The organism is Streptomyces sp. NPDC005408 (assembly GCF_040606445.1).
Classification (GTDB): domain Bacteria; phylum Actinomycetota; class Actinomycetes; order Streptomycetales; family Streptomycetaceae; genus Streptomyces.
Map to the genome: position 1 here is coordinate 60,897 of NZ_JBEXEX010000031.1, position 22,426 is coordinate 83,322.

Below are 22,426 nucleotides of genomic sequence, written 5' to 3' on the forward strand. Positions count from 1 at the left end.
GGGTAACGTCCGGGCAGTCCAGTCGTGCTCACCCCCAATGAGCACCTGCCCGATCTTGGACAGCAGCCGGTGCATCACACAGAGCCGTGGCGCCGGAGCCCGATGAGGAGCAGCAGTCTTGCGCGAGTTCAGCCTTCCGGCCCTGTACGAGGTCCCTGCGGACGGCAACCTGACGGATCTCATCCGCCGCAATGCCACTCAGCATCCGGATGTCGCGGTGATGGGCAGAAAGGTGGCGGGCGTCTGGACGGACGTCACCGCCACGCAGTTCCTCGCCGAGGTGCGGGCCGCTGCCAAGGGCCTGATCGCCGCCGGTGTCCGGCCCGGTGACCGGGTCGCCCTGATGTCCCGCACCCGTTACGAGTGGGTGCAGCTGGACTTCGCGATCTGGAGCGCGGGCGCCGTCACGGTGCCGGTGTACGAGACCAGTTCGGCCGAGCAGGTCCAGTGGATCCTCGGTGACTCGGGCGCGGTCGCCGTGATCGTCGAGGGCGACGCGCACGCCGCTGCCGTCGAGTCCGTACGCGACAGGCTGCCCGGCCTGCAGCACATCTGGCAGATCGAGAACGGTGCGATCGAGGAACTGACCGCCGCCGGCGCCGGGATCGGCGACGAGACGGTCGACGAGCGCAGCGCGAGCGCCAAGGCGGACGACCCGGCGACGATCGTCTACACCTCGGGCACCACCGGCCGCCCCAAGGGCTGTGTGCTCACCCACCGCAGCTTCTTCGCCGAGTGCGGCAACCTGGTCGAGCGCCTCAAGCCCCTGTTCCGTACCGGCGAGAGCTCGGTGCTGCTCTTCCTCCCGGCCGCGCATGTCTTCGGCCGCATGGTCGAGCTCGCGGCCGTGATGGCGCCCATCAAGCTCGGCTGCGTACCGGACATCAAGAACCTCACCGATGAGCTGGCCTCCTTCCGGCCGACGCTGATCCTCGGTGTACCGCGCGTCTTCGAGAAGGTCTACAACTCCGCGCGCGCCAAGGCGCAGGCGGACGGCAAGGGCAAGATCTTCGACAAGGCCGCGCAGACGGCGATCACCTACAGCCGCGCGCTGGGGACCCCCGAGGGCCCCTCCGTCGGCCTCAAGTTCAAGCACAAGGTCTTCGACCGGCTCGTCTACAGCAAGCTGCGGGCGGTGCTCGGCGGGCGCGGTGAGTACGCGGTCTCCGGCGGCGCTCCGCTGGGCGAGCGGCTCGGCCACTTCTTCCGCGGTATCGGCTTCACGGTCCTCGAGGGCTACGGCCTCACCGAGTCGTGCGCGGCGACCGCGTTCAACCCGTGGGACCGGCAGAAGATCGGCACGGTCGGTCAGCCGCTGCCGGGTTCGGTGGTGCGGATCGCGGACGACGGCGAGGTGCTGCTGCACGGCGAGCATCTCTTCCAGGGGTACTGGAACAACGAGGCCGCGACGGCGGAGGCGCTGGCCGACGGCTGGTTCCACACGGGCGACATCGGCACCCTGGACGAGGACGGCTACCTCGCGATCACGGGCCGCAAGAAGGAGATCCTGGTCACCGCGGGCGGAAAGAACGTCGCTCCCGCGGTGATCGAGGACCGCATCCGCGCGCACGCGCTGGTCGCGGAGTGCATGGTCGTGGGCGACGGACGGCCCTTCGTGGGCGCGCTGGTCACCATCGACGAGGAGTTCCTGGGGCGTTGGGCCTCGGACCACGGCAAGCCGGCCGGTTCGACGGCGTCTTCGCTGCGCGACGACGCCGATCTGCTTGCGGAGGTCCAGCAGGCGGTGGACGACGGCAACGCGGCCGTCTCCAAGGCCGAATCGGTGCGGAAGTTCAGGATCCTGAGCTCCCAGTTCACCGAGGAGGCGGGACACATCACGCCGTCGCTGAAGCTGAAGCGCAATGTCGTGGCGAAGGACTTCGCCGACGAGATCGAGGCGATCTACCGCGGCTGACGGATGCCGCTGAGGTTTTGGGGGGCGCCTTCCAGCGCCCCCAAAGCCGTTTCGTGCCTCAGAGAAGAGTCCGCAGCTTCTCGGCCAGCAGGTCCCAGCGCCACTTCTCCTCGACCCACGCGCGGCCGCGCTCCCCCATCCGCCGCCGCAGCTCGGGGTCTTCGAGCAGCGTCACGATCCGCTCGGCCGACTCCTCGGCGGAGCCGCCGCGGACCACCCAGCCCGTCTCGCCGTCGAGTACGGCGTCCGGGGCACCGCCCGAGTCGCCCGCGACGACCGGGAGACCGGTCGCCGATGCCTCCAGATACACGATTCCGAGGCCCTCGACATCGAGGCCGCCCCTACGGGTGCGGCAGGGCATGGCGAAGACGTCGCCCGCGCCGAAGTGCGCCGGAAGCTCCGCCCAGGGGACGGCGCCGGTGAAGCGCACGGAGCCCTCGACCCCGGTCTCGGCCGCGAGGCCCCGCAGTTCCTTCTCGTACGGGCCACCGCCCACGATCAGCAGCACCGCGTCCGGCACCTTCGCCAGGATCGCGGGCATCGCGCGGATCAGCGTGTCCTGCCCCTTGCGCGGCACCAGCCGCGATACGCACACCACGACCGGGCGGCTGCTCAGCCCGAGACGGCGGCGGACCACGTCCCCGCCCGAGGCCGGGTGGAACGTCTTCTCATCGACGCCCGGCGGGAGTTGGACCATGCGTGCGGCCGCTTCGGGGGTCAGCGCGTCGGCGATGCGCGAGCGCGTGTACTCACCCAGATACGTGATCGTGTCCGTGCCCTCGCCGATCCGGCGCAGCAGCTGCCGGGATGCGGGCAGTTGCGCCCAGCCGGCCTCATGGCCGTGCGTGGTGGCCACCAGCCGTCGCGCCCCCGCCTTGCGCAGAGCGGGAGCCATCAGCCCGAGCGGCGCGGCCGCTCCGAACCAGACGGACTCGCAGCCGTGCTCGCGCAGCAGTTGGGTCGCCCTTCGGGTGACGCGCGGAGTCGGCAGCAGCATCGTCGTCCGGTCCCGTACGACCGTGAAGGGCTGCTCGGCGTCAAAGGCCGCGGTCGCCTCATGGCCCTCGCTGCCGCGCTTCCAGGTGGAGGCGTAGACGACGAGCTGCTCCGGGTCCAGGCGCAGCGCCATGTTGTGCAGGAACGCCTGGATGCCGCCGGGCCTGGGCGGGAAGTCGTTGGTCACGATCAAGGTCTTGTGCATCGCCGCCGACAGTACCGAACGGCCCTGCCTCACCGCTCCCGAGCCGCCTCGCCCGGCATCATGGGCAGCCGTAAATCATCATGAATGGGATGAGGTGCTCATGGCGGGCGCAAGCGGGAGTGAAAGCGCAAGCGGCGGCAGGCGCCTCCCCGTCGCGGTGTGGACCCTCGCGGTGTGGATCCTCACCAGGACCGCACTGATGCTCTGCGTCCTCAAGGTCGTCGCCTTCCCCGGCCCCGATGTCACCACCGACGTCTCGGGGATCTACCAGGGCTGGTACGAGGTCCTGAAGACCGGCACCTTCCCGCTGGACGACGTCACCTGGCAGTACCCGCCCGCCGCCGCGCTCGCCGTCCTCTCCCCCGCCCTGCTGCCCTTCCTCGGCTACGCCTCCGCCTTCTTCGTCATCGCCCTGCTCTGCGACGCGCTGGTCCTGGCGCTGCTGCTGTACGCGGGCGGGCGGCCCGGCAAGTCCCAGCGCGGTACGTGGGTCTGGGTCGCGGGCGTGGCCCTGCTCGGCCCGACCGCGTACGCCCGGTACGACCTGATGGTCACGGCCGTCGCCGTCGCCGCCCTCCTCGCCGGAGCACGCCATCCGCGCATCCTGGGCGCGCTTGCGGGCCTCGGCGCACTGCTCAAGGTCTGGCCGCTGCTGCTGCTCAGCGGCACCCCGCGCGGCCGTGCCACCCGCCGTTCCTGGACCACCGCGGCGGTCATGGCGGCCGTCCTGACGCTGCTGTTCTTCTCGTCGATGCCGGGCGCGCTGGCCTTTCTCACCTTCCAGCGCGAGCGCGGCACCGAAGTCGAGTCGCTGGGCGCGCTGGCCTTCCATGTCGCCCGGCACTTCGGCTGGCACGGCCAGGTGCAGCTGAACTACGGCTCGGTGGAGTTCCTCGGCCCCTACGTCTCCCTCGTCTCCACGCTCGCCCTCGCCCTCACCGCCCTGGCCCTTTGCTGGCTGGTGCTGTGGCGGCTGCTGGCGATGAAGTTCGCGCCGAGCACCCCGTGCGACGCGGCCTTCACGGCCGTGCTGCTGTTCACCACCACGAGCCGGGTGATCAGCCCCCAGTACCTGGTCTGGCTGGTCGGCCTGGCCGCCGCCGCGCTGGCCTTCCGGCGCAGCCGGATGGCGCTGCCCGGCTGGCTGGTGCTTGCGGCGACGGGCGTCACGCTGCTGGAGTTCCCCGTCTGGTTCGCGCACGTGGTGGCGAGCGACCCGCTGGGCGTGGCGGTGCTCGCCGTACGCAACGGACTGCTGGTCGCGGCGACGCTGACGGCGTGCCGGCGGCTGTGGCGCCAGACGGTCACCGAGCCGCGGCGCCGCAAGCTGCTGCCCGCTCAGTCGACCCGCGACAACGCCCTGCTCGCCTCCGACCCCTCGCCCCCTCATCGCTAGCCTCCCGACCACTCGCCCCCTCAACGCTCCCCTCCTGACCGTTCGGCTCCGTACGCATCCGCAGGAACAGCAGGCCGAGCGCCCCGCACTGCAGGGCCATGGCCAGCCCCATCGCCAGGCACACCCCCGGCAGCCCGAGCCCGGACAGGGCGTACGCGAGCGGCAGTTGGACGCTGACACCGGCCGCGGTGATCCTGGCCAGGCGCGGGCTGTCGCCCGAGCCCTCGAAGACGCCGCCGAGCGCGATGAAGCAGGCGAGCAGGATCAGATACGGCCCGAGGCAGCGCAGGAACAGCACGCCCTGACGGGCCACTTCGGGACCCGCGCCGAACGCCCGCATGATCCAGGGCGCGAGGAGAAGCAGCAGAGCGGCGGCAAGGGTGCCCACGGCCGCCGAGAGGGCGAGCGCCGTGCGGCCGGCCGGCCGCCGTTCGTCCCGGCCCGCACCGAGGAGGTGGGCCGTGTGGATGGACGCGGCCTGGTGCACCGCGTAGAAGGCCATCGTCGCCACGTACATCGCCTTGGTGGCGATCCCGTACGCGGCCACCGCCGTGACCCCGAGCCGCGCGACGACCGCGACCAGCGCGAGGGCGCCTGCCATCCGGACGACGAAGTCCGCGGACATCGGCAGCCCGGTCGCTGCGGTCCTGCGCAGCGCGGCGAGGCGGGAGGCGCCGGGCAGTGCGGCACGCGCCCGGCGCAGCAGACCGTTCCGGCGCAGCGCGACGAAGCCGCAGGCGAGTGCGGCCGAGCGGCCCACGACGGTCGCCAGCGCGGCGCCCTGGACGCCCAGTTCTGGCAGGCCGAACAGCCCGTTGATGAGCAGTGGGTCGAGTACGAGAACGATCCCGTTGGCCAGGAATGCCAGCCGCATCGGGGTGCGGGTGTCGCCCGCGCCCTTGAGGATGCCGTCGAGCAGGTTCGTGGCGAAGAAGACCGCCGCGCCCGGCAGCGAGATCGCGAAGTACCCGGCGGCGAGCGCCGTGGCGGGCCCGTCGCCGCCTCCTAGAACGAGACGGGCCAGCGGCTCCCGGAAGGCGTACCCGCCGACCGCGACGACGGGCGTGATCAGCGCGCACAGCGCCCAGCCGCCGCGCACCGCCGTCCGTACGGCGCCCGGGTCCCCGGCTCCGCGCGCCCGCGCGACCAGCACGGTCGTACCGGAGCCCGCCATGAGGATCACGCCGAGCAGCAGGTTCTCCACATTGGTCGCGACGGCGACGGCGGCGACGGACGCCCCGCCGAGCCGGGCCACCCAGAGCATGTTGATGATCCCGGCGGCGACCGAGGCGAGCAGCTCGAAGTAGACCGGATACGCGAGCGATACGAGCTGTCTGCGATGCCCCATGGATCCCCGCCCCTTTCGCATGAGTCGCATGAGTCCGCACGAGTACGCACTCGGGTACCTCGATTCGAGGTACTACGAAAAGAGGTACCATGAGGCTCCGGTGGGGACAAGCGCGAGGAGCGAACATTGCTGGAGCTGACGATCCTGGGCTTCCTCTGCGAACAGCCGCTCCACGGCTATGAGTTGAAGGAACGCATCAAGGGCCTGAGCGGCCATGTCCGGCCGGTCAGCGACGGCGCGCTCTACCCCGCGATCAACCGACTGGTGCAGGCGGGCAAGCTGGAGCAGCACACCGAGCCGGGCACCGGCGCGGCCCCGCGCCGCATCCTCTCCCTCACGGACACCGGGCGCGCCGATCTGCTTGCCCGCCTGCGCGCCCCCAAGGACGTCGAGATCACCGACGGGCAGCGTTTCTTCACGCTGCTCGCCTTTCTGCGGCACCTCCCCGACCCGCGTGAACAGGTCGCCGTGCTCCGCCGTCGCCAGGACTTTCTCGAAGTCCCGGCGAGCTTCTTCTACCGCGACGGCAAGCCGGTACGGGCCGAGAATGCGGACGATCTGTTCCGCCAGGGGATGCTCCGTATCGCCCGTGCGACGGGCGCGGAGGAGAAGGGCTGGCTCGCCGAGGCGATCGCACAACTGGAGCGCTGAGCCGTCGGGCTACCGCCCTGAGCCGTCGTGCGGCCGCGCTCAGCCGTCCAGCCGCTCGCGCAGATACTCCCGCCAGCGCACCGTGAAGTCCGCCGGCGATGTACCCAGCACATCCACCATGGCCTTCTCGACCGCGCCCGCCCGGTGCCTGCCCCCGCCGACCGCCCGGTAGAACGCCGTCAGCTTCTGCTCGCCCCAGCGTTCGGCCATCAGCTCGCACGCCAGCCAGCCGCCCTCGTACGCACGCGCCAGCTTGTCCGCGTCTCCGCCGAAGCCGAAGTCCGCGTCGAGCGGCAGCCCGGCCGGCGCATCGCCGCCCCGGACCGCACGCTGGAGTTCGGGGGCGATCTGGCCGGTGGTGCTGCCCGAGCCGCGGTACGCGACCCAGTCGGCAAAGCCCTCCGAGAGCCACATCGGGGTCGCTGCCGACGTGTACGCGCGCGTGGCGACATGGGTGGTCTCGTGAGTGAGCACGACACCCTGGCCGTAGTCACCGAGGACCGCGTACGCCTCGGGGTTGACGATCACCCGGTCCGCGGGCGCCGTCCCGGGCGCCCCGGTCTCGCCCGTGGTGACTGCCGCGATCCCCCGGTATGAGGCGGCGGGCGCGCCCAGCAGCTCTCCCATGGCGCCCAGCGAGGCGGGGACCAGGACGACGACGCGCCCGGCCCAGTGGGACGGCCAGGCGGCCGAGACGGCGGGTACGGCCCGGTCCGCTGTCGCCGCGACGGAGCGCAGCCTCTTGCCGTCCTGGCCGACGGCGAGGACCAGACTCCGCTTGCCGCGCACCACCTGGACGTCGCCCTGCTGCCAGAGCTGCCGGCCGCCGCCCTTGCCCGCCCGGTCGGCCGTGACGTACCAGTAGCCATCGTGTTCGGCGAGCTCGAGCGTGCGCGATGCGGTCACCGGGGCGGTGTCGTAACCGTCGATGCGGTAGCGCAGTTCGGCCTGGGCGACGGCCCGCGTGCCGTGCCGCTTCACATCCCCCAGCCGGTACCCCCAGGAGCTGAGCGGCACATCCGCGAGATTGCGGAACTCGCGGCGCTCCACCGTCCGCAGCGAAGCGGCCGCCGGGTCCACGGCCTCCAGATAGGCACGCTCGTCATGGCCGATGACGGCGGCAGCACGCGCGTCCAGGGTGCGCTGGATGTCGCGCACCGTGGTGTCCGGCGCCCCGGGGGCCGCGCAGCCGGACGCCAGCAGGACCGCGGCGAGGCCGAGCCCCGCCGCGTGCCGTATCGCCCGGCGCCATGCGCCCCTCTGACCTGCCACAGTGCCGATCGTACGGAATGCGGCGCCGAACGGAACGGGGCTCAGACCCGGGTGACCGACGAGATCGGCATCATGCCGACCGGGTCGTAGCGCACCGGAGCCCCGGGATAGGGCGCATGGATGACCTGCCCATTGCCCACGTACATCCCGATATGACTGGCGTCACTGCGGTACGCGACGAGGTCACCGGGCCGGGCCTCGGACAGCGGGACCTGACGGCCCGCGTAACGCTGCGCCTGCGAGGTGCGCGGCAGCCCGACCCCCGCCTGGGCGTACGACCACTGGGTGAGGCCCGAACAGTCAAAGCCCGACGGCCCGTTGGCGCCCCACACATAGGGGCGGCCCACGACGCTGCGTGCGGCCATCACCGCGGCGCCCGCGCGCGAGGAGGCGGGCGCGAGGCCGGAGAGCCCGGGCATCGCGTCGCGGCCGGAGCGCGATGCCCGGTCGTAGGCGGCGCGGTCCTCGGAGGGCAGGGAGTTCAGCAGCCGCTGCGCCTCGGTGAGTTTGCGCTCGACGGTGCGTTTGTGGCGGGCGACGGCCACCCGGCTGTGCTCCAGCTCGGCGAGGTCGCGCGAGGCCTCCGCACGCTCCTGGCCGAGGCTGCGCTGTGCCCGCTGGAGATCGTGCAGGGCGGTCGTCTGGCGCTCGCTGATGCGGTCCAGGGTCGCGGCCTTGTCGAGGTAGGTGTCCGGGTCCTCGGAGAGCAGCAGGGCGAGCGCGGGGTCCATGCCCCCGGAGCGGTACTGCGCGCCCGCCACCGAACCGAGCGCCCCCCGCATCCGGTTGATGCGCTCCTGGCCGCGGGCGACGCTGTCCTGCGCATGCGCGACCTGCTCACGCAGCCGCTCGACCCGCTCACCGGCGTTGTTGAACTGCTCGGTGGCCTGCTCGGCCTCTTCGTAGAGCCGGTCGACCCTGGTGCGGGTGGTCTCCGTGGTGTCCTGCGGGTCGGCGCTCGCCGGCGCGGCACCGAGCGCCGCGGCGGCGGTTGCCGCCGCCGCGGACAGCACGGTGACCCGGGCACTCTGAGTGAGGCCGGACTGTGAGGGCCGTCGATGGGACGCCACGGGCCGCGCTCCCTTCCGCTGTACGACGAGTACGAGGGATGTTGCGCGGCAGACAGTAGCCGTGCGACCACACAGCGGCCAAAGCCGTGACGGGCACACAAAGTGACGCCCCGCCGGAGACCACAGGTCACCGGCGGGGCGTGACGTCAGCTGGAGTTGACGTAATTCGCCCGTTTGGGCGGGCGCGAGGCGCTTGTCAGATACGCACGCCGAACTGGAACGGCATGTTGTTGATCGACTCGTAGCGCACGCTGGCGCCGGGCTTCGGGGCGTGCAGCACCTGGCCGTTGCCCGCATAGAAGCCGACGTGGTGCATGTCGCCGTAGAAGATGACCAGGTCGCCCTGCTGGAGCGCACTCTGCGAGTAGATGCGGGTACCGGCGTTGGCCTGCGACTGGGAGGTCCGCGGTATGGAGACGCCGGCCTGCGAGTACGCCCAGGACGTCAGCCCGGAGCAGTCGAAGGAGCTGGGGCCGGAGGCGCCGTAGACGTACGGCGAACCCATCTTGCTCTGCGCTGCGGCGAAGGCTGCGCCCGCACGCTGCGAGGCGGGGACCGAGTTGCCGAGGTCCGCACGCGAGTTGTCGCGGTTGGCGCGGGACTCGTCGGCGGAGAGCGCGGCACGCTCCTGCGCGGTCAGCGAGTTGAGGAGCTTCTGCGCGGCGGCGAGCTTGCTCTGGACTTCCTTCTTCTTCGCGCCCAGCTGCTTGCGGGTGTCCGCGAGGTCGCCCAGCTTGTCCTGGGCCTCCTTGCGCTGCTGCGCGAGGGTCCGCTGCTTGGCCTGGATCTCGGCCAGCGCCTCGGTCTGCTTGGAGCCCAGCTGGTCCAGCGCGGAGGCCTTCTCCAGGTAGGTGTCCGGGTCCGAGGAGAGGAAGAGCTGCACGGCGGGGTCGATGCCGCCGGAGCGGTACTGGGCGCTCGCCACCGAACCGAGGCCGTCGCGCAGGGTGTTGAGCTCGTCCTGGCCGCGGGCGACCTTGTCCTGAATGGCGTCGACCTGCTTCTGGAGCTTGCCCTGCTGCTCCTTGGCCCCGTTGTACTTCTCGGTGGCCGCCTCAGCCTCTTCGTAGAGCTTGTCGACCTTCTCCTTGACTTCGCTCTTGCTCGGCTTCGGGCTGGCCTGGGCGGCCTGGGAGGTCAGGGCTACGGCCGCGGCGGCGGTCGCGGTGAGCACGGTCACACGGGTGCGGCTCGGCTGCTTGGGTCGACGGTGGGACGCCACGAAGGCGAGCTCCTTCTTCCTCGAGCCGCCTACCGGGCTGTGGGGGTTTGAATCCCCGGCTCCGCGCACACAACACCCCGGACAAAAGGGCTGAACTACGCAGATTCGGCGGTACCTTCGCTGTTCACTCCGGATGAGCGATCAACCGCGCGAAGGTTCGAGGCCCGACCTTAGTGACCTTCTTGTGATCACTTCAAATCCTGTTGAGAAAAATCTCGGCCACCGAGCGCATTCTTTACTCACATCACACGCGTAGTAGTGGCCACTTGACACTACGTTCAGTCAAGATGAGCACGAATTCGGGCATTAGGTACGGGAGTTATTTAGACCCGCGAAAGCCGCTTCAGCAACAAGGCGGACGCGACGGGCCTGGCGCCCGCCTTCGCCACTCCGTCGGCGACTTCGCGGTCGGTGGAGACCACCACCACGGGCCGGCCCGGCGGCTCCGCCCGTACGAGCTGACGGATCAGCTCGTCCGCGGTCACACCCGGCTTGGAGAAGAGCACCCGCACCCCGCGCGGGGGCGCGAGCAGCACCGGGGCGGCCAGTTCGGCCCCGTCGAAGACGCAGGTGATCTCGGCGCCGGTCTGCGCGGCGAGCACCGACAGCCCGCCGAGCAGCCGCAGCCGCTGCTTCTCCAGCGGCATGGTCGGATAGCCGGTCTTGGTGACGTTGTAGCCGTCCACCACAAGATGCGCCTGGGGCAGCGCGAGCAGCTGGTCGAGCAGCGCGGGGTCGGTCTCGGACAGCGCGCGGGCCGCGATGTCCTTGGGTGACATCCGGCCCGGCTCGACCGCGTCGACCGTGTCGGCGGGGTGCAGGGCGGCGGGCGGCAGGGCCAGTTCACGGCGCAGCCCCTGAGCCGCGTCGAGCACGGTGTCCAGGAGCAGCCGCAGCCGCATGTCCTCGATCGAACGACCCTCGCGGGCGGCCCGGCGGCCCGCCTCGACGGCCGCCTCCGCCTCCCCGAGGCGTGCCTTGAGCCGCCGGCTCTCGCTCTCGGCCGCCGAGACCTGGGCCGCGGCCTCCGACCTGATGGCCTCGATATCAGCGTCCCTGCGGCGCAGAGCGGCCTCGCCGCGCTTCATGTCGCTCTCGACGCTGCGCAGCCTGCGGCGAAGCGATTCGGCTTCCTTGCGAGACGTCTCCAGCTCCGTACGCAGTCGCTCGGTCTCGCTCTTGATCAGGCCGCGTGCCTCGCTCAGCTCCTCGCGCAGCCGCTCCAGCTCGCGCCGGCCCGCCTCGTCCGCGCGCTCGGCGTCCGCGCGCAGGGCCTCCTCGCCCGCGGCGGCGACAAGTTTCACCCATCCGGTGGGCCGCAGGACATATGCGGCGGCCGCCACATCGACCGGATCGGCGGCCGCGGGCGGCGATCCGGACTCCAGCGCGGCGGACAGCTCAGGCTGCGCCTGGCTGAGCCGCTCGCCGATCCGCTGGCGGAAAACCGGGTCGCCCTCCAGGGCGGCGGCCATCGCGTTGCCCGCGAACTTGGCGCGACGACTCGGGGTGAATCGGGCGTACTGCCGCAGCTGGGCGGGAAGTTCGGCGACGGTCAGACCGCCGAACGCGTCCGAGACCAGCGCCACGACTCTGCGCCGTACGCCTTCGGGCAGCGGGCGGTCGAGCGCCTCGGCTGCGTCACCGGCCGCACCGGCCGGCTCAGCGCCGCTTTCAGGCTGCTCCACGATCCGTCACCCCACTACCCGTTCGGGCCGCTCCCTCAGGAGCCGGCGCCCGGCCTGTCCACCAGCTCGATCTGGTCCACCGCATTGCACCAGCGGCAGCGCACCGACTCGATGGTCTCACTGACCACCTCACGCTCCTCGACCGTCGGCTCTCCGGCCAGGTCCAGATGGACGTACTCGACGACCTTGGAGGAGCGGGTGACATCGAAGCGGGTGAGATTGCCGCACAGCGTGCAGCGCCAGCGGGTCTCGGCGGTCGGCGAGGGAACCGTCGTCATCGTGCCGTCCTCTTTCGTCGTACGAGTGCGGGTGCCGCTGTGCGCCGTCGAACTGCGGGTGTACTGCCCGTAACCCTACGGCCTCGCAGGTACCCCATGGCGCGGCGAGGCACCCTGTACCGTTCGGTCCCACTACGCCATGCTCTGTCCATGATCGGTTGGCGGGGAGCGGTCCGGGGCGCGGTCACCGGGCCCGCGGTGACATACGGCATGATCGCCATCTGCTGTGCGGTGTTCGTGATCAGTCCGGTCTCGGGCCTCAATCCGGTGTACGGCACCGGTGACGCGCTGCTCGCCGCGCAGAGCGGGTACTTCGCGCGGTGGGGCGTGATCCCCGCCGAACTGCTGAGCAGCTCCCCCGGCACCCTGCTCACCCCGCTCACCGCCCTCTTCGTCCACGGCAGTTGGCTGCATCTGCTGGGCAACATGCTCTTCCTCTACGTCTTCGGGGCGATGGCCGAGGAACGCATCGGGCAGCTGGAGTTCGCCCTCTTCTACCTGGGCTGCGGCTACCTCGCGCTGCTCGCCTACGCGGCGGCCAACGCCGAATCCGACCAGACCCTGGTGGGAGCGTCCGGGGCGATCTCGGGGGTGCTCGGCGCGTTCCTGTACCTCTTCCCGAAGGCCCGGGTCACCAGTCTCTTCCCGTTCCTCTTCTTCCTGCCGCTGCGCTTCCCCGCGTGGATCGTGCTGATCTTCTGGTTCGCCCTCCAATGGCTGGCGGCCCAGGGCGCGGGCAGTGGCCCGGGGGTGGCGTATCTCGCGCATCTGGTGGGGTTCGGGGTGGGCTTTCTGTACGCCTGGGGACGTTTCCGCCGTAGTACTAGAGTGAAGGCCCAAGCAGCGGCCACTGAGGGAGAACGCCAGCCGTGATCACCGCGATCGTGCTCATCAAGACCAGCGTGGACCGCATCCCCGAGATCGCCGAGTCGATCGCCGCGCTCGACAGCGTGAGCGAGGTCTTCTCGGTGACCGGCACGTACGACCTGATCGCCATGGTGCGCGTGGCCAAGCACGACGACCTGGCGGACGTCATCCCCGGCAAGATCAGCAAGATCCCGGGCGTGGAGGGCACGGACACGCATGTCGCGTTTCGTACGTACTCCCAGCACGACCTGGAGGCGGCGTTCGCGATCGGCCTCGACGCGTAGCACCCGGCGGGGCGCACTGCCCCCACAGCACACAAGCCCGCGCCGGCCGGCGCGGGCTTGCAGCGGGTCCGGGGCGGAGCCCAGGCGTCAGACCGCCGGGACGCAGCGGCCGTCCTCCGTGTGGTAGGTCCACTTCGCGCCGACCGTGACCAGTTCCCGCACCGCCCCCACGAAGCGCTCCACGTGCTCGTCAGGCGTACCCGCCCCGAAGCTGACCCGGATCGCGTTGAGCGAGCGCTCGCCCGGCTCGGCCTCCGGGGCGCCGCACTCGCCCGGGTCCTGCGGGTCGGTGCCGAGCAGCGTGCGGACCAGCGGGTGGGCACAGAACAGGCCGTCCCGGACGCCGATGCCGTACTCCGCCGAGAGCGCCGCCGCGAAGTGCGAGCTGTTCCAGCCGTCGACGACGAACGAGATGACGCCGACCCGCGGGGCGTCGTCACCGAAGAGCGAGAGGACCTTGACCTCCGGGACCTCCGCAAGGCCCGCGCGGACCTTCGCCACCAGCTGCTGCTCCCGCGCAACGAGGCTGTCGAAACCGGCCTCGGTGAGCGCCTTGCAGGCGGAGGCGATGGAGTAGACCCCGATGACGTTCGGCGAGCCTGCCTCGTGGCGGGCGGCCGTGGTGTGCCAGTCGACGTCCACGCCCCCGTCCGTGCGACGGGCCACCTTCCGCGAGGCGCCGCCGCCCGCCAGGTACGGCTCCGCCTCCCGCAGCCAGTCCGCGCGGCCCGCGAGCACACCCGAGCCGAACGGCGCGTACAGCTTGTGCCCGGAGAAGGCGACCCAGTCGACGTCCAGGTCCTTCACGGAGACCGGGTGGTGCGGCGCGAGCTGAGCCGCGTCCAGCACGATCCGCGCACCGTGCACGTGCGCCGCGGCCGCCAGCTCCTTCACGGGCCACAGCTCACCGGTGACATTGGACGCGCCGGTCACGCAGACCAGCGCCGGGCCGTACGAGTCACGGTCGGCGAGCGCATGCTCCAGAGTCCGGACCGCTTCGGCCGGTGTACGCGGGGCGTTCAGGTACGTCACGCGGGCGTCGCGCCACGGCAGCAGCGAGGCATGGTGCTCGGTCTCGAAGACGAAGACCTCGCAGTCCGCGGGGATCACGGCCGCCAGAAGATTGAGGGAGTCCGTGGTCGAGCGGGTGAAGACGACCTGGTCGCCCTCGCGGCAGTCGAGGAACTCTGCGACCGTGACCCGGCTGTTCTCGAAGAGGTCGGTGGACAGCTGCGAGAGGTACCCGGCGCCGCGGTGGACGCTGCCGTAGTACGGCGCGTACGCGGCGACGTCGTCCCACACCCGCTGCAGTGCGGGGGCGCTCGCCGCATAGTCGAGGGCGGCGTAGGTGACCTCGCCACCGGTGACGAGCGGCACGGTCACATCACGGCCGAGCACCGGCAGCGGCGCCCCGCAGGCGGGGTCCGCGGACTCGGAGCAGGCGGACGAGGCGGCGGAAGCGGCGAAGGCAGAAGAGTCGGCGGTGGCAACGGCGTTCGGGCGTGCGGACATGGCGGTATCTCCCGGCAGGACAAGACGGAATGAGCTTCGGTAGACCCGCGCGGGCGCTCAACGGCCGCTCGCCGCACGGGGGTTGCCTCGACCACACGGCGATCGCCGCGCGGAGGCGTACTGAAGTGGGGGCTTGGAAAGCCCTATCGCATTCGCTTGCTCACGAGACTGCTCCCTTGAGGACCAGGACCCCAGGGTGTGCAGGGGTCCGCGCTTGCCGCAGACCTCGCTGCCTACGGCCTGGTCTTCACCCGGGGCACCCCGCCACGGACGGAGGGTTGCCGGACAGCGAGCCGGGGCCGTAATCGCTGTCACTCATGACCTTGAAGAGCATCCTGCCATACGTCGCACCGTGCGCAAGGCGTGGTCCGGTTCCTGAGACAGGAACCGGACCACGCCTTGCTTCACGCAGTCACGCGTTGCTCGCGGCCACCCACCGCTTGAGCGCCGCCTTCGCCGCCCCCGAGTCGATCGACTCCGCCGCCTTCGCCATCCCGGCCGAGATCTGCTCGGCGAGCGACCCCTCCCCCGGTGCGAGAGCAACGAGCGCCGCCGCGGAGTTCAGCAGCACCGCGTCCCGTACGGGCCCGGTCTCGCCGCTCAGCAGCCTGCGCGCGACATCCGCGTTGTACGAGGCGTCCGCGCCCCGCAGGGCCTCCACCGGCACCAGGTCGATGCCGATGTCCCGCGGGTCGAAGGCCTCCTCGCGCACCTGCCCGTCCCGGACCACCCACACCCGTGACGTGGCCGTCGTCGTCAGCTCGTCGAGCCCGTCGTCGCCCCGGAAAACCAGCGCCGACGATCCGCGCTCGGCCAGCACCCCGGCCACGATCGGCGCCATCCGGGCGTCCGCGACACCGGTGGCCTGCGCCTTCACGCGTGCCGGGTTGGTGAGCGGGCCGAGGAAGTTGAACGTGGTGCGGATGCCCAGCTCCTTGCGGGCGGCCGCCACATGCCGCAGCGCCGGGTGGAACTTCACCGCGAAGCAGAAGGTGATCCCCGCTTCGTCGGCGACGGCGGCGACCCGCTGCGGGGTCAGCTCCAGATTGACGCCGAGCTTCTCCAGGACGTCCGAGGCACCGCTCGCGCTCGACGCGGCCCGGTTGCCGTGTTTGACGACCTTCGCACCGGTGCCGGCCACGACGATCGCGGACATCGTGGAGATGTTGACGGTCTTGGCGCCGTCGCCGCCCGTGCCGACGATGTCGACGCTGGGCCCGGGAACCTCGATCAGGTTCGCGTGCTCGTACATGGTGCGTACAAGACCGGAGATCTCCTCGACCGTCTCGCCCTTGGCCCGCAGGGCGACCACGAAACCGGCGATCTGGGCGTTCGTCGCCTCGCCGCTGAGGATGCGGTCCATGGCCCACGCCGTGGCGTCGGCGCTCTGGTCGCGGTTGCTGAGGAGAGCCTCCAGCACGCCCGGCCAGGAGTGTGCCGCCACGCTGTCGCCGCCAACCGGGGTCACAACGTTCATGGTCCACTCCAGGGTCCACAGCCGAGTAGGAATGCCCCCACCCTATCCAGCCCCGGGCACAGCAAAGAGCCCCGTCCGGCGAATGGACGGGGCTCCCGCTGTGGCGACCGCGACGTGCGGCCGGGTGGGATCAGTGGTGGCCGTGGCCGCTGGTGATCTCCTGGAACTCTTCCGGCGTCGGCTTGGGGATCTGGTTCCCCTCGCCGTAGTAGCTCTTGCTGAGCTTGGCCCTCAGCTTCTGGCCACGGGTGAGCTTGCGCTCGACGCCGTTCTCGTCGACCGTCGGGCCGATCTCCACGGGCTTGTACTGCTCGTGCGCCGTGAGCGTGTGCAGAGCACCCTGGCTGAGCGGCTCGTGGACCTCGACGAACTCACCGTGCGGCAGGCGCTTGATGATGCCGGACTCGCGTCCGTGCAGCACCTTGTCCCTGTCGCGACGCTGCAGACCCATGCAGATCCGCTTGGTGATGACGAAGGCGATGACCGGTCCGACGAAGAAGCCGATCCGGGCGAACCAGGTGATGCTGTTGATCGACAGATGGAGGAACAGGGCGAACATGTCGTTTCCACCGGCGATCAGCAGGATGAAGTACCAGGTCAGCCACGCCACGCCGAAGGCCGTACGGGTCGGGGCGTTGCGCGGGCGGTCCAGGATGTGGTGCTCGCGCTTGTCCCCGGTGATCCAGGACTCGACGAAGGGGTAGACCGCGATCGCGACCAGGACCAGCGGGAAGATCATCAGCGGGATGAAGACACCCAGGGCGAGGGTGTGGCCCCAGGCATTGATCTCCCAGCCGGGCATCGCCCGGATCAGGCCCTCGGAGAAGCCCATGTACCAGTCGGGCTGGGCGCCCGTGGACACCTGGTCCGGACGGTACGGGCCGAGCGCCCAGATCGGGTTGATCGAGGCGACCGCCGAGACCACCGCGATGACACCGAAGACCAGGAAGAAGAAGCCTCCGGCCTTGGCCATGTAGATCGGCAGCAGCGGCATGCCGACGACGTTCTTGTTGGTCCGGCCGGGACCCGCGAACTGCGTGTGCTTGTGGAAGAACACCAGGATCAGGTGCCCCACCAGCAGGCCCATCATGATGCCGGGCAGCAGCAGGATGTGGACCGAGTAGAACCTGGCCACGAAGTCGCCGCCGGGGAACTCCCCGCCGAAGAGGAACATCGACAGATACGTGCCGACGACCGGCACCGACAGGATCGCGCCCTCCATGAACCGGACACCCGTTCCGGAGAGCAGGTCGTCGGGGAGCGAGTAGCCGGTGAAGCCGGTGAACATGCCGAGCACCAGCAGCAGGAAGCCGAACAGCCAGTTGATCTCGCGCGGCTTGCGGAAGGCGCCCGTGAAGAAGACGCGCATCATGTGCACGAGCATGCCCGCGATGAAGATCAGCGCCGCCCAGTGGTGGATCTGCCGGATCAGCAGACCGCCACGGACGTCGAAGCTGATGTCCAGCGTCGAGGCGTACGCCTCCGACATCCGCACACCCTGCATCGGGATGTAACTGCCGTGGTACTCCACCTCGTTCATCGACGGGTGGAAGAACAGGGTCAGATACACACCCGTGAGGATGATGATGATGAAGCTGTAGAGGCAGATCTCACCGAGCATGAACGACCAGTGGTCCGGGAAGATCTTGCGCATATTGGCCTTGGCCAGGCCGTAGATCCCCAGTCGGCCGTCCGCCCAGTCGGCCACCCGCTCACCGGCGGGTGCTTTGCGCTTGGACTCTGCTGTAGTACTCATCCGCGCTCCCAGAAGGAAGGACCGACGGGCTCATCGAAGTCGCCGAGCGCCTCAAGGTTGCCCTCAGCATTCACGCCGATCCGCAGCTGCGGAAGGCGGTGACCGGCCGGGCCGAAGATGACGCGGGCGCCGTCGGAGAGGTCGAAGGTGGACTGGTGGCACGGGCAGAGCACGTGGTGCGTCTGCTGCTCGTAGAGGCTGATCGGACAGCCGACATGCGTACAGATCTTCGAGAACGCCACGATGCCCTCGTGCGACCACTCGAGCTCGCGCTTGTCCTTGATGTCGTCCGGCTGGATCCGGACGATCATCAGGGCCGCCTTCGCGATCTCCTTCTGGAAGTCGTCCGCGTCCTCCTCCAGGCCCTCGGGCTTGGCGAAGGTCAGCGAACCGATGGCGACGTCCTCGGGACGCAGCGGCTCATCGGTGTTCATGTTGATGAGCTGCTTGCCATCGGCCCACAGCGTCGAGCGCAGCTTCTTCTCGGGCAGCGGGCCCAGGTCGCGCAGCAGCACCAGGCCGGAGAGCGGCACCATGGCCAGCGCGCCGAACATGGTGTTGCGGATCAGCTTGCGCCGGCCGAAGCCGGACTCCTCGGCGCCGGCCGCGAAGTCGGCCATGACCTTGGCCCGGACCTCGGGCTCGGCCTCGATCGGGTGACGCTCGTCGGCGATCTCCTGATCGGACATCAGGGTGCGGGCCCAGTGGACCGCGCCCGCGCCGATGCAGAAGAGCGCGATCCCGAGGGTCAGACCCAGCGAGAAGTTCAGCGCGCTGACGTGCCCGAACGGGAAGATGAAGACGATCTTGTTGACCGGGAAGGTCACGAACGAGGCGATGAAGGCGATCGTGGCCAGCATCGACAGCGTGAACAGGAAGGCGACCGTGCGCTCGGAGCGCCTGGCGGCCCGCTCGTCGATGTCCTGGACACGCGGCTTGTGGGCGGGCAGGCCCGGGTCCGCGAACGGATCCTCCACGACCTCTACCGCGCCGTGCGCGGCTGCGGCCTGCTCTGAGGGCAGGTTCTCTTCTGGAATCTCTTGGCTACTCATGACTTCTTGGCCTTAGCGGTGTGGGCCGCGACCCAGATGGCGACTGCGATGAGCACACCCAGACCGAAGATCCAGCCGAACAGCCCCTCGACGACGGGGCCGAGGCCACCGAGCTTGAGGCCGCCGGGGCTCTCGGAGTCCTCGCCGTTCACGGTCTGGATGTACTTGATGATGTCCTGCTTCTGCTTCTCCGGCATCGTCGTGTCGGGGAAGGACGGCATGTTCTGCGGGCCGGTCTGCATGGCCTCATACACATGCTTGGGGTCCACGCCCTCAAGGTTCGGGGCGTACTTGCCCTTCGTCAGCGCGCCACCCTCACCCGTGAAGTTGTGGCACTGGGCGCAGTTGGTACGGAACAGGTCGCCACCCTTGGCGATGTTCGCGCCCTCGGGGCTGTACTGCTTCTCGGTCGGCGTGATCGGACCGGCACCGAGAGAGGCGACGTAGGCCGCGAGCTGGTCGATCTCGCTCTGCGAGTAGATGACCTTCTTCTTCGGCACCTGCGCGCCGGGCTGCTGGGCCGGCATCCGGCCCGTGCCGACCTGGAAGTCGACGGCTGCGGAGCCCACGCCGACCAGGGGCGGGCCGTCAGAGGTGCCCTGACCGCCGGTTCCGTGGCAGCTGGCGCAGCCGACGGTGTAGAGCTTCTTGCCCTCCTTGATGGCGAGGGACTGGGCGGTTTCATCGGCCTGCGCCTTGTCCGCGGGTGCGAACGCGGCGTACAGCCCCCCAGTGGCCGCCAGCGCGAGGAGTAGGACGACGACCGCCGCCAGCGGATGGCGTCGTCGTGAGGAGAGCTTTTTCACGGATTACCCCGGTGTCAGGATCTTCTGCGTCGAGTCTTCTGGACTGTGTCTGCTTCAGGCAGCGAGTGCCTGCGCCGTTACTTGATCATGTAGATCGTGGCGAAGAGGCCGATCCAGACGACATCGACGAAGTGCCAGTAGTAGGACACGACGATGGCGGCGGTTGCCTGCTCGTGAGTGAATCGCCTGGCCGCGTACGTCCTGCCGAGGACGAGCAGGAAGGCGATCAGGCCACCTGTCACGTGCAGGCCGTGGAAGCCGGTGGTCAGGTAGAACACCGAGCCGTACGGGTCGGAGGACAGCGAGAGGCCGTCCTTCGTGACCAGCTGGGTGTATTCGAAGACCTGACCGCCGATGAAGATCGAACCCATCACGAAGGTGAGCACGAACCAGGCACGGAGCTTCTTCACATCGCCCCGCTCCGCGGCGAACACGCCGAGCTGGCAGGTGAGGGAGGAGAGCACCAGGATCGTGGTGTTCGTCGCCGCGAACGGGAAGTTGAGGGCCGAAGCCATTTCCTTCCAGTGCTCGGCACCCGTCACCGATCGCAGGGTGAAGTACATCGCGAAGAGGGCCGCGAAGAACATCAGCTCGGAACTCAACCAGATGATGGTTCCGACGCTGGTGAGGTTCGGCCGATTGACCGACGGGTGCGCGTGCCCGGTTTCTACTGTCGTTGCTGTCGCCACGACCGACATTATGTCGGTCGCTTATCCCGCCCTCACTCCGGGGGGTGCCGTTCGGTGTGTCAGTGGGCTGTGTCCAGCCCGAACGGCCCATCGAAGCCATGTCCGAACCGCTGTTGACAGCGAGTCGGACGGAGTAGCATCCGCGCATCGGTTCCTGATGCAGTGCCGCCGTCGATTCGGAGGAACAATGCAGTCGAGCGCCACGGTCCTGGTCTACAGCGACGACGCCAACACGCGCGAGCAGGTGCGCCTGGCGGCTGGACGCAGGCCTGCGGCCGATGTTCCTCCGGTGGAGTTCGTCGAGTGCGCGACACTTCCCGCCGTACTGAAGCGGCTGGACGAGGGCGGCATCGACGTCTGCGTACTGGACGGCGAGACGGTTCCCGCGGGCGGCATGGGCGTCTGCAGGCAGATCAAGGACGAGATCTTCAACTGCCCGCCCGTGCTGCTGCTGATCGGCCGCCCGCAGGACGCCTGGCTGGCCACCTGGAGCCGTGCGGAGGCCGCGGTGACCCTTCCGGTCGATCCGGTGGAGTTCGCGGACACCCTGGCCGCTCTCCTGCGCGGCCGGCTCGCCGTGGAGGCGTGAGGAGCTTCCGCTCCGGTCAGACCTCAGGACGCAGCCGTGCCGCGTCGGCGGTGCTGCTGCCGTCCTTGGTGTCGGCCACCAGGGCACTGCCCTTGCGCCACTTGTCCCAGTCCAGGTTCCAGTCGCCGAAGCCGTTGCCGAACGGGTCCATCTCGTCGCCGGCGCTGTTGACGACCTTGACGATGTCGCCCTCCTTGACGGTCTCGAAGAACCACGCTGCGTTGCCGGTGGACATTCCGGTGCAGCCGTGGCTGACGTTCGCGTACCCCTGTGAGCCGACGGACCAGGGCGCGGCGTGGACGTACTCACCGCTCCAGGTGACCTGTGTCGCGTAGTAGACGGGCAGGTCGTACGAGTCGGCACTGCCCTCGGCTATGCCGATGCTGGTACCGCGCATCCGTACGAAGTACTGCTTGGCGAGCACGACCTTGATTCCGTTACGGGTGGAGAAGCCGGGCTTGCCGGTGGTCACCGGAATGGTCTTGATCACTTCTCCGTTGCGCTCGACCGTCATCTGGTGCGATCCGGCGTCGGTGATGGCCTCGATACGGTCCCCGATGGTGATTTTCAGCTCCTTCGAGGCGCCGCCGTAGAGCTTGTTGGAGACCTTCACGCCCTGCAGGTTGCTGGTGGCGGTCACGGTCGCGCCGCTGGGCCAGTACTCCTTGGGACGGAAGTGCAGCTTCTTGTCGTCCACCCAGTACCAGGCGCCCTCCACGGCGGGGCTGGACTGGACCTTCAGGGCGCGTTCGACGACGGCCCTGGCCGCCTTGTCCTTCACCGGGAGGCTGAGCTCCGCGGTGATGGGCTGGCCGACCCCGTACGTGCCCGCCTTGGGGCCGAAGTTGACCGTCAGGAACTTGGAGGCGGGTGCGGTCTCGAAGGTCATCGTGCGGACGCCAGGGGCGCCGTCAGCGTCCTCCACGGCGACCTTCACCGTGTACTTGGCGCCGGCCGACAGGGACCCGGTGGAGCGCCAGCGCGTGCCGTCGGCGTCGAGTTCGCCCGCGAGGAAGTGGCCGGATTCATCTATGACGGTCACATCGGTGATGCGGCCGTCGTCACCCTCGGCGGTGACTTCGAGCGGCTTGTCCGGGTCCACCTTGGCGTTGCCGGACGGCGTGTTGAAGGAGACCTGCTCGGTGGCGTCGAAGGGCTTCGCGGCGAGTGGGTTCCCGTCGCCGCCGCACGCGGTCGCGCCCGCCCCGAGGGAGACGACCAGCAGGGTGCAGCTGAGGACGGTGCGGAGGTGCGGCGTGTGGTTCATAAGCACACGTTATGAAGATCGGTCAGCAACGGCGCGCCAAGTGACTGCAAATGGAGGAGGCCCGGATCCCCCTCAGGAGTGAGGGGGAT

At 69.7% G+C, this 22,426-nt stretch carries 20 protein-coding genes and 1 riboswitch; of the genes, 6 read left to right on the plus strand and 14 right to left on the minus strand.

All coding sequences use genetic code 11. The features are described 5' to 3' along the window. The first annotated feature begins 118 nt into the window (after nucleotides 1-118). Complete coding sequence (locus ABZS64_RS25800) at nucleotides 119-1,915, plus strand: AMP-dependent synthetase/ligase (RefSeq protein WP_355834153.1); 1,797 nt, start codon at nucleotides 119-121, stop codon at nucleotides 1,913-1,915. Between the two features lie 58 nt (nucleotides 1,916-1,973). On the opposite strand, the gene ABZS64_RS25805 is transcribed toward ABZS64_RS25800, so the two are convergent. Further along, complete coding sequence (locus ABZS64_RS25805) at nucleotides 1,974-3,116, minus strand: glycosyltransferase family 4 protein (RefSeq protein ID WP_355834155.1); 1,143 nt, start codon at nucleotides 3,114-3,116, stop codon at nucleotides 1,974-1,976. Nucleotides 3,117-3,216: 100 nt separating this feature from the next. Here ABZS64_RS25805 and ABZS64_RS25810 point away from each other — a divergent pair, with 100 nt between their 5' ends. Then, on the plus strand, nucleotides 3,217-4,512 hold the full coding sequence (locus ABZS64_RS25810) for a glycosyltransferase 87 family protein (protein WP_355834158.1): 1,296 nt from the start codon (nucleotides 3,217-3,219) through the stop codon (nucleotides 4,510-4,512). Here ABZS64_RS25810 and ABZS64_RS25815 read toward each other — a convergent pair. Further along, nucleotides 4,421-5,860 (minus strand): MATE family efflux transporter, encoded by a 1,440-nt coding sequence (locus ABZS64_RS25815; RefSeq protein WP_355834161.1) that lies wholly within the window; start codon nucleotides 5,858-5,860, stop codon nucleotides 4,421-4,423. The genes ABZS64_RS25810 and ABZS64_RS25815 overlap by 92 nt on opposite strands. Before the next feature lie 126 nt (nucleotides 5,861-5,986). On the opposite strand from ABZS64_RS25815, the gene ABZS64_RS25820 reads away from it, so the two are divergent. Further along, nucleotides 5,987-6,511 (plus strand): PadR family transcriptional regulator, encoded by a 525-nt coding sequence (locus ABZS64_RS25820; protein WP_355834164.1) that lies wholly within the window; start codon nucleotides 5,987-5,989, stop codon nucleotides 6,509-6,511. A 39-nt stretch (nucleotides 6,512-6,550) separates the two neighbouring features. On the opposite strand, the gene ABZS64_RS25825 is transcribed toward ABZS64_RS25820, so the two are convergent. The 5 genes from ABZS64_RS25825 to ABZS64_RS25845 form a co-directional block, all read right to left on the minus strand. After that, nucleotides 6,551-7,783, minus strand: a complete 1,233-nt coding sequence (locus ABZS64_RS25825) for a hypothetical protein (RefSeq protein WP_355834167.1) — start codon at nucleotides 7,781-7,783, stop codon at nucleotides 6,551-6,553. Nucleotides 7,784-7,824: 41 nt separating this feature from the next. Next, complete coding sequence (locus ABZS64_RS25830) at nucleotides 7,825-8,853, minus strand: NlpC/P60 family protein (RefSeq protein WP_355834170.1); 1,029 nt, start codon at nucleotides 8,851-8,853, stop codon at nucleotides 7,825-7,827. Between the two features lie 196 nt (nucleotides 8,854-9,049). Next, nucleotides 9,050-10,075, minus strand: a complete 1,026-nt coding sequence (locus ABZS64_RS25835) for an NlpC/P60 family protein (RefSeq protein WP_355834173.1) — start codon at nucleotides 10,073-10,075, stop codon at nucleotides 9,050-9,052. 323 nt (nucleotides 10,076-10,398) lie between these two features. Continuing rightward, nucleotides 10,399-11,760, minus strand: a complete 1,362-nt coding sequence (locus ABZS64_RS25840; RefSeq protein ID WP_355834175.1) for an NYN domain-containing protein — start codon at nucleotides 11,758-11,760, stop codon at nucleotides 10,399-10,401. A gap of 35 nt (nucleotides 11,761-11,795) precedes the next feature. Continuing rightward, nucleotides 11,796-12,038: a hypothetical protein gene (locus ABZS64_RS25845; RefSeq protein WP_159695250.1), complete on the minus strand. Its 243-nt coding sequence runs from the start codon at nucleotides 12,036-12,038 to the stop codon at nucleotides 11,796-11,798. A 150-nt stretch (nucleotides 12,039-12,188) separates the two neighbouring features. Here ABZS64_RS25845 and ABZS64_RS25850 point away from each other — a divergent pair, with 150 nt between their 5' ends. Then, nucleotides 12,189-12,911, plus strand: a complete 723-nt coding sequence (locus ABZS64_RS25850; RefSeq protein WP_355834179.1) for a rhomboid family intramembrane serine protease — start codon at nucleotides 12,189-12,191, stop codon at nucleotides 12,909-12,911. Next, nucleotides 12,908-13,189, plus strand: coding sequence for an Lrp/AsnC ligand binding domain-containing protein (locus tag ABZS64_RS25855; protein ID WP_355834181.1), 282 nt, complete (start codon nucleotides 12,908-12,910; stop codon nucleotides 13,187-13,189). Before ABZS64_RS25850 ends, ABZS64_RS25855 begins: the two co-directional genes overlap by 4 nt. Before the next feature lie 87 nt (nucleotides 13,190-13,276). Here the strand turns inward: ABZS64_RS25855 and ABZS64_RS25860 are convergent, their stop codons facing one another. The 6 genes from ABZS64_RS25860 to ABZS64_RS25885 form a co-directional block, all read right to left on the minus strand. Beyond that, nucleotides 13,277-14,701 carry an aminotransferase class V-fold PLP-dependent enzyme gene (locus ABZS64_RS25860; RefSeq protein WP_355834183.1) on the minus strand — a complete coding sequence of 475 codons (1,425 nt, stop codon included), beginning with the start codon at nucleotides 14,699-14,701 and terminating at the stop codon, nucleotides 13,277-13,279. A gap of 205 nt (nucleotides 14,702-14,906) precedes the next feature. After that, nucleotides 14,907-15,024, minus strand: a riboswitch (SAM riboswitch). Between the two features lie 89 nt (nucleotides 15,025-15,113). Beyond that, complete coding sequence (gene trpD / locus ABZS64_RS25865) at nucleotides 15,114-16,178, minus strand: anthranilate phosphoribosyltransferase (protein WP_355834186.1); 1,065 nt, start codon at nucleotides 16,176-16,178, stop codon at nucleotides 15,114-15,116. Between the two features lie 130 nt (nucleotides 16,179-16,308). Beyond that, nucleotides 16,309-17,934 carry a cytochrome bc complex cytochrome b subunit gene (locus ABZS64_RS25870; RefSeq protein ID WP_355834189.1) on the minus strand — a complete coding sequence of 542 codons (1,626 nt, stop codon included), beginning with the start codon at nucleotides 17,932-17,934 and terminating at the stop codon, nucleotides 16,309-16,311. Then, nucleotides 17,931-18,986, minus strand: coding sequence for a Rieske 2Fe-2S domain-containing protein (locus tag ABZS64_RS25875; protein WP_355834192.1), 1,056 nt, complete (start codon nucleotides 18,984-18,986; stop codon nucleotides 17,931-17,933). Before ABZS64_RS25875 ends, ABZS64_RS25870 begins: the two co-directional genes overlap by 4 nt. Further along, entirely contained in the window at nucleotides 18,983-19,792 is an 810-nt protein-coding gene (locus tag ABZS64_RS25880) for a c-type cytochrome (RefSeq protein WP_355834195.1), read from the minus strand. Before ABZS64_RS25880 ends, ABZS64_RS25875 begins: the two co-directional genes overlap by 4 nt. 77 nt (nucleotides 19,793-19,869) lie before the next feature. Further along, a complete protein-coding gene (locus ABZS64_RS25885) occupies nucleotides 19,870-20,490 on the minus strand; it encodes a heme-copper oxidase subunit III (protein WP_355834198.1) in 621 nt (206 codons plus the stop codon). 178 nt (nucleotides 20,491-20,668) lie between these two features. Between ABZS64_RS25885 and ABZS64_RS25890 the strand changes: the two genes are divergently transcribed. Further along, the gene (locus ABZS64_RS25890; RefSeq protein ID WP_328678692.1) at nucleotides 20,669-21,070 is read left to right on the plus strand and encodes a hypothetical protein; all 402 of its coding nucleotides are present in this window, start codon (nucleotides 20,669-20,671) and stop codon (nucleotides 21,068-21,070) included. A gap of 16 nt (nucleotides 21,071-21,086) precedes the next feature. Here the strand turns inward: ABZS64_RS25890 and ABZS64_RS25895 are convergent, their stop codons facing one another. Beyond that, nucleotides 21,087-22,337 carry an Ig-like domain-containing protein gene (locus ABZS64_RS25895; protein WP_355834201.1) on the minus strand — a complete coding sequence of 417 codons (1,251 nt, stop codon included), beginning with the start codon at nucleotides 22,335-22,337 and terminating at the stop codon, nucleotides 21,087-21,089. Nucleotides 22,338-22,426 lie beyond the last annotated feature (89 nt).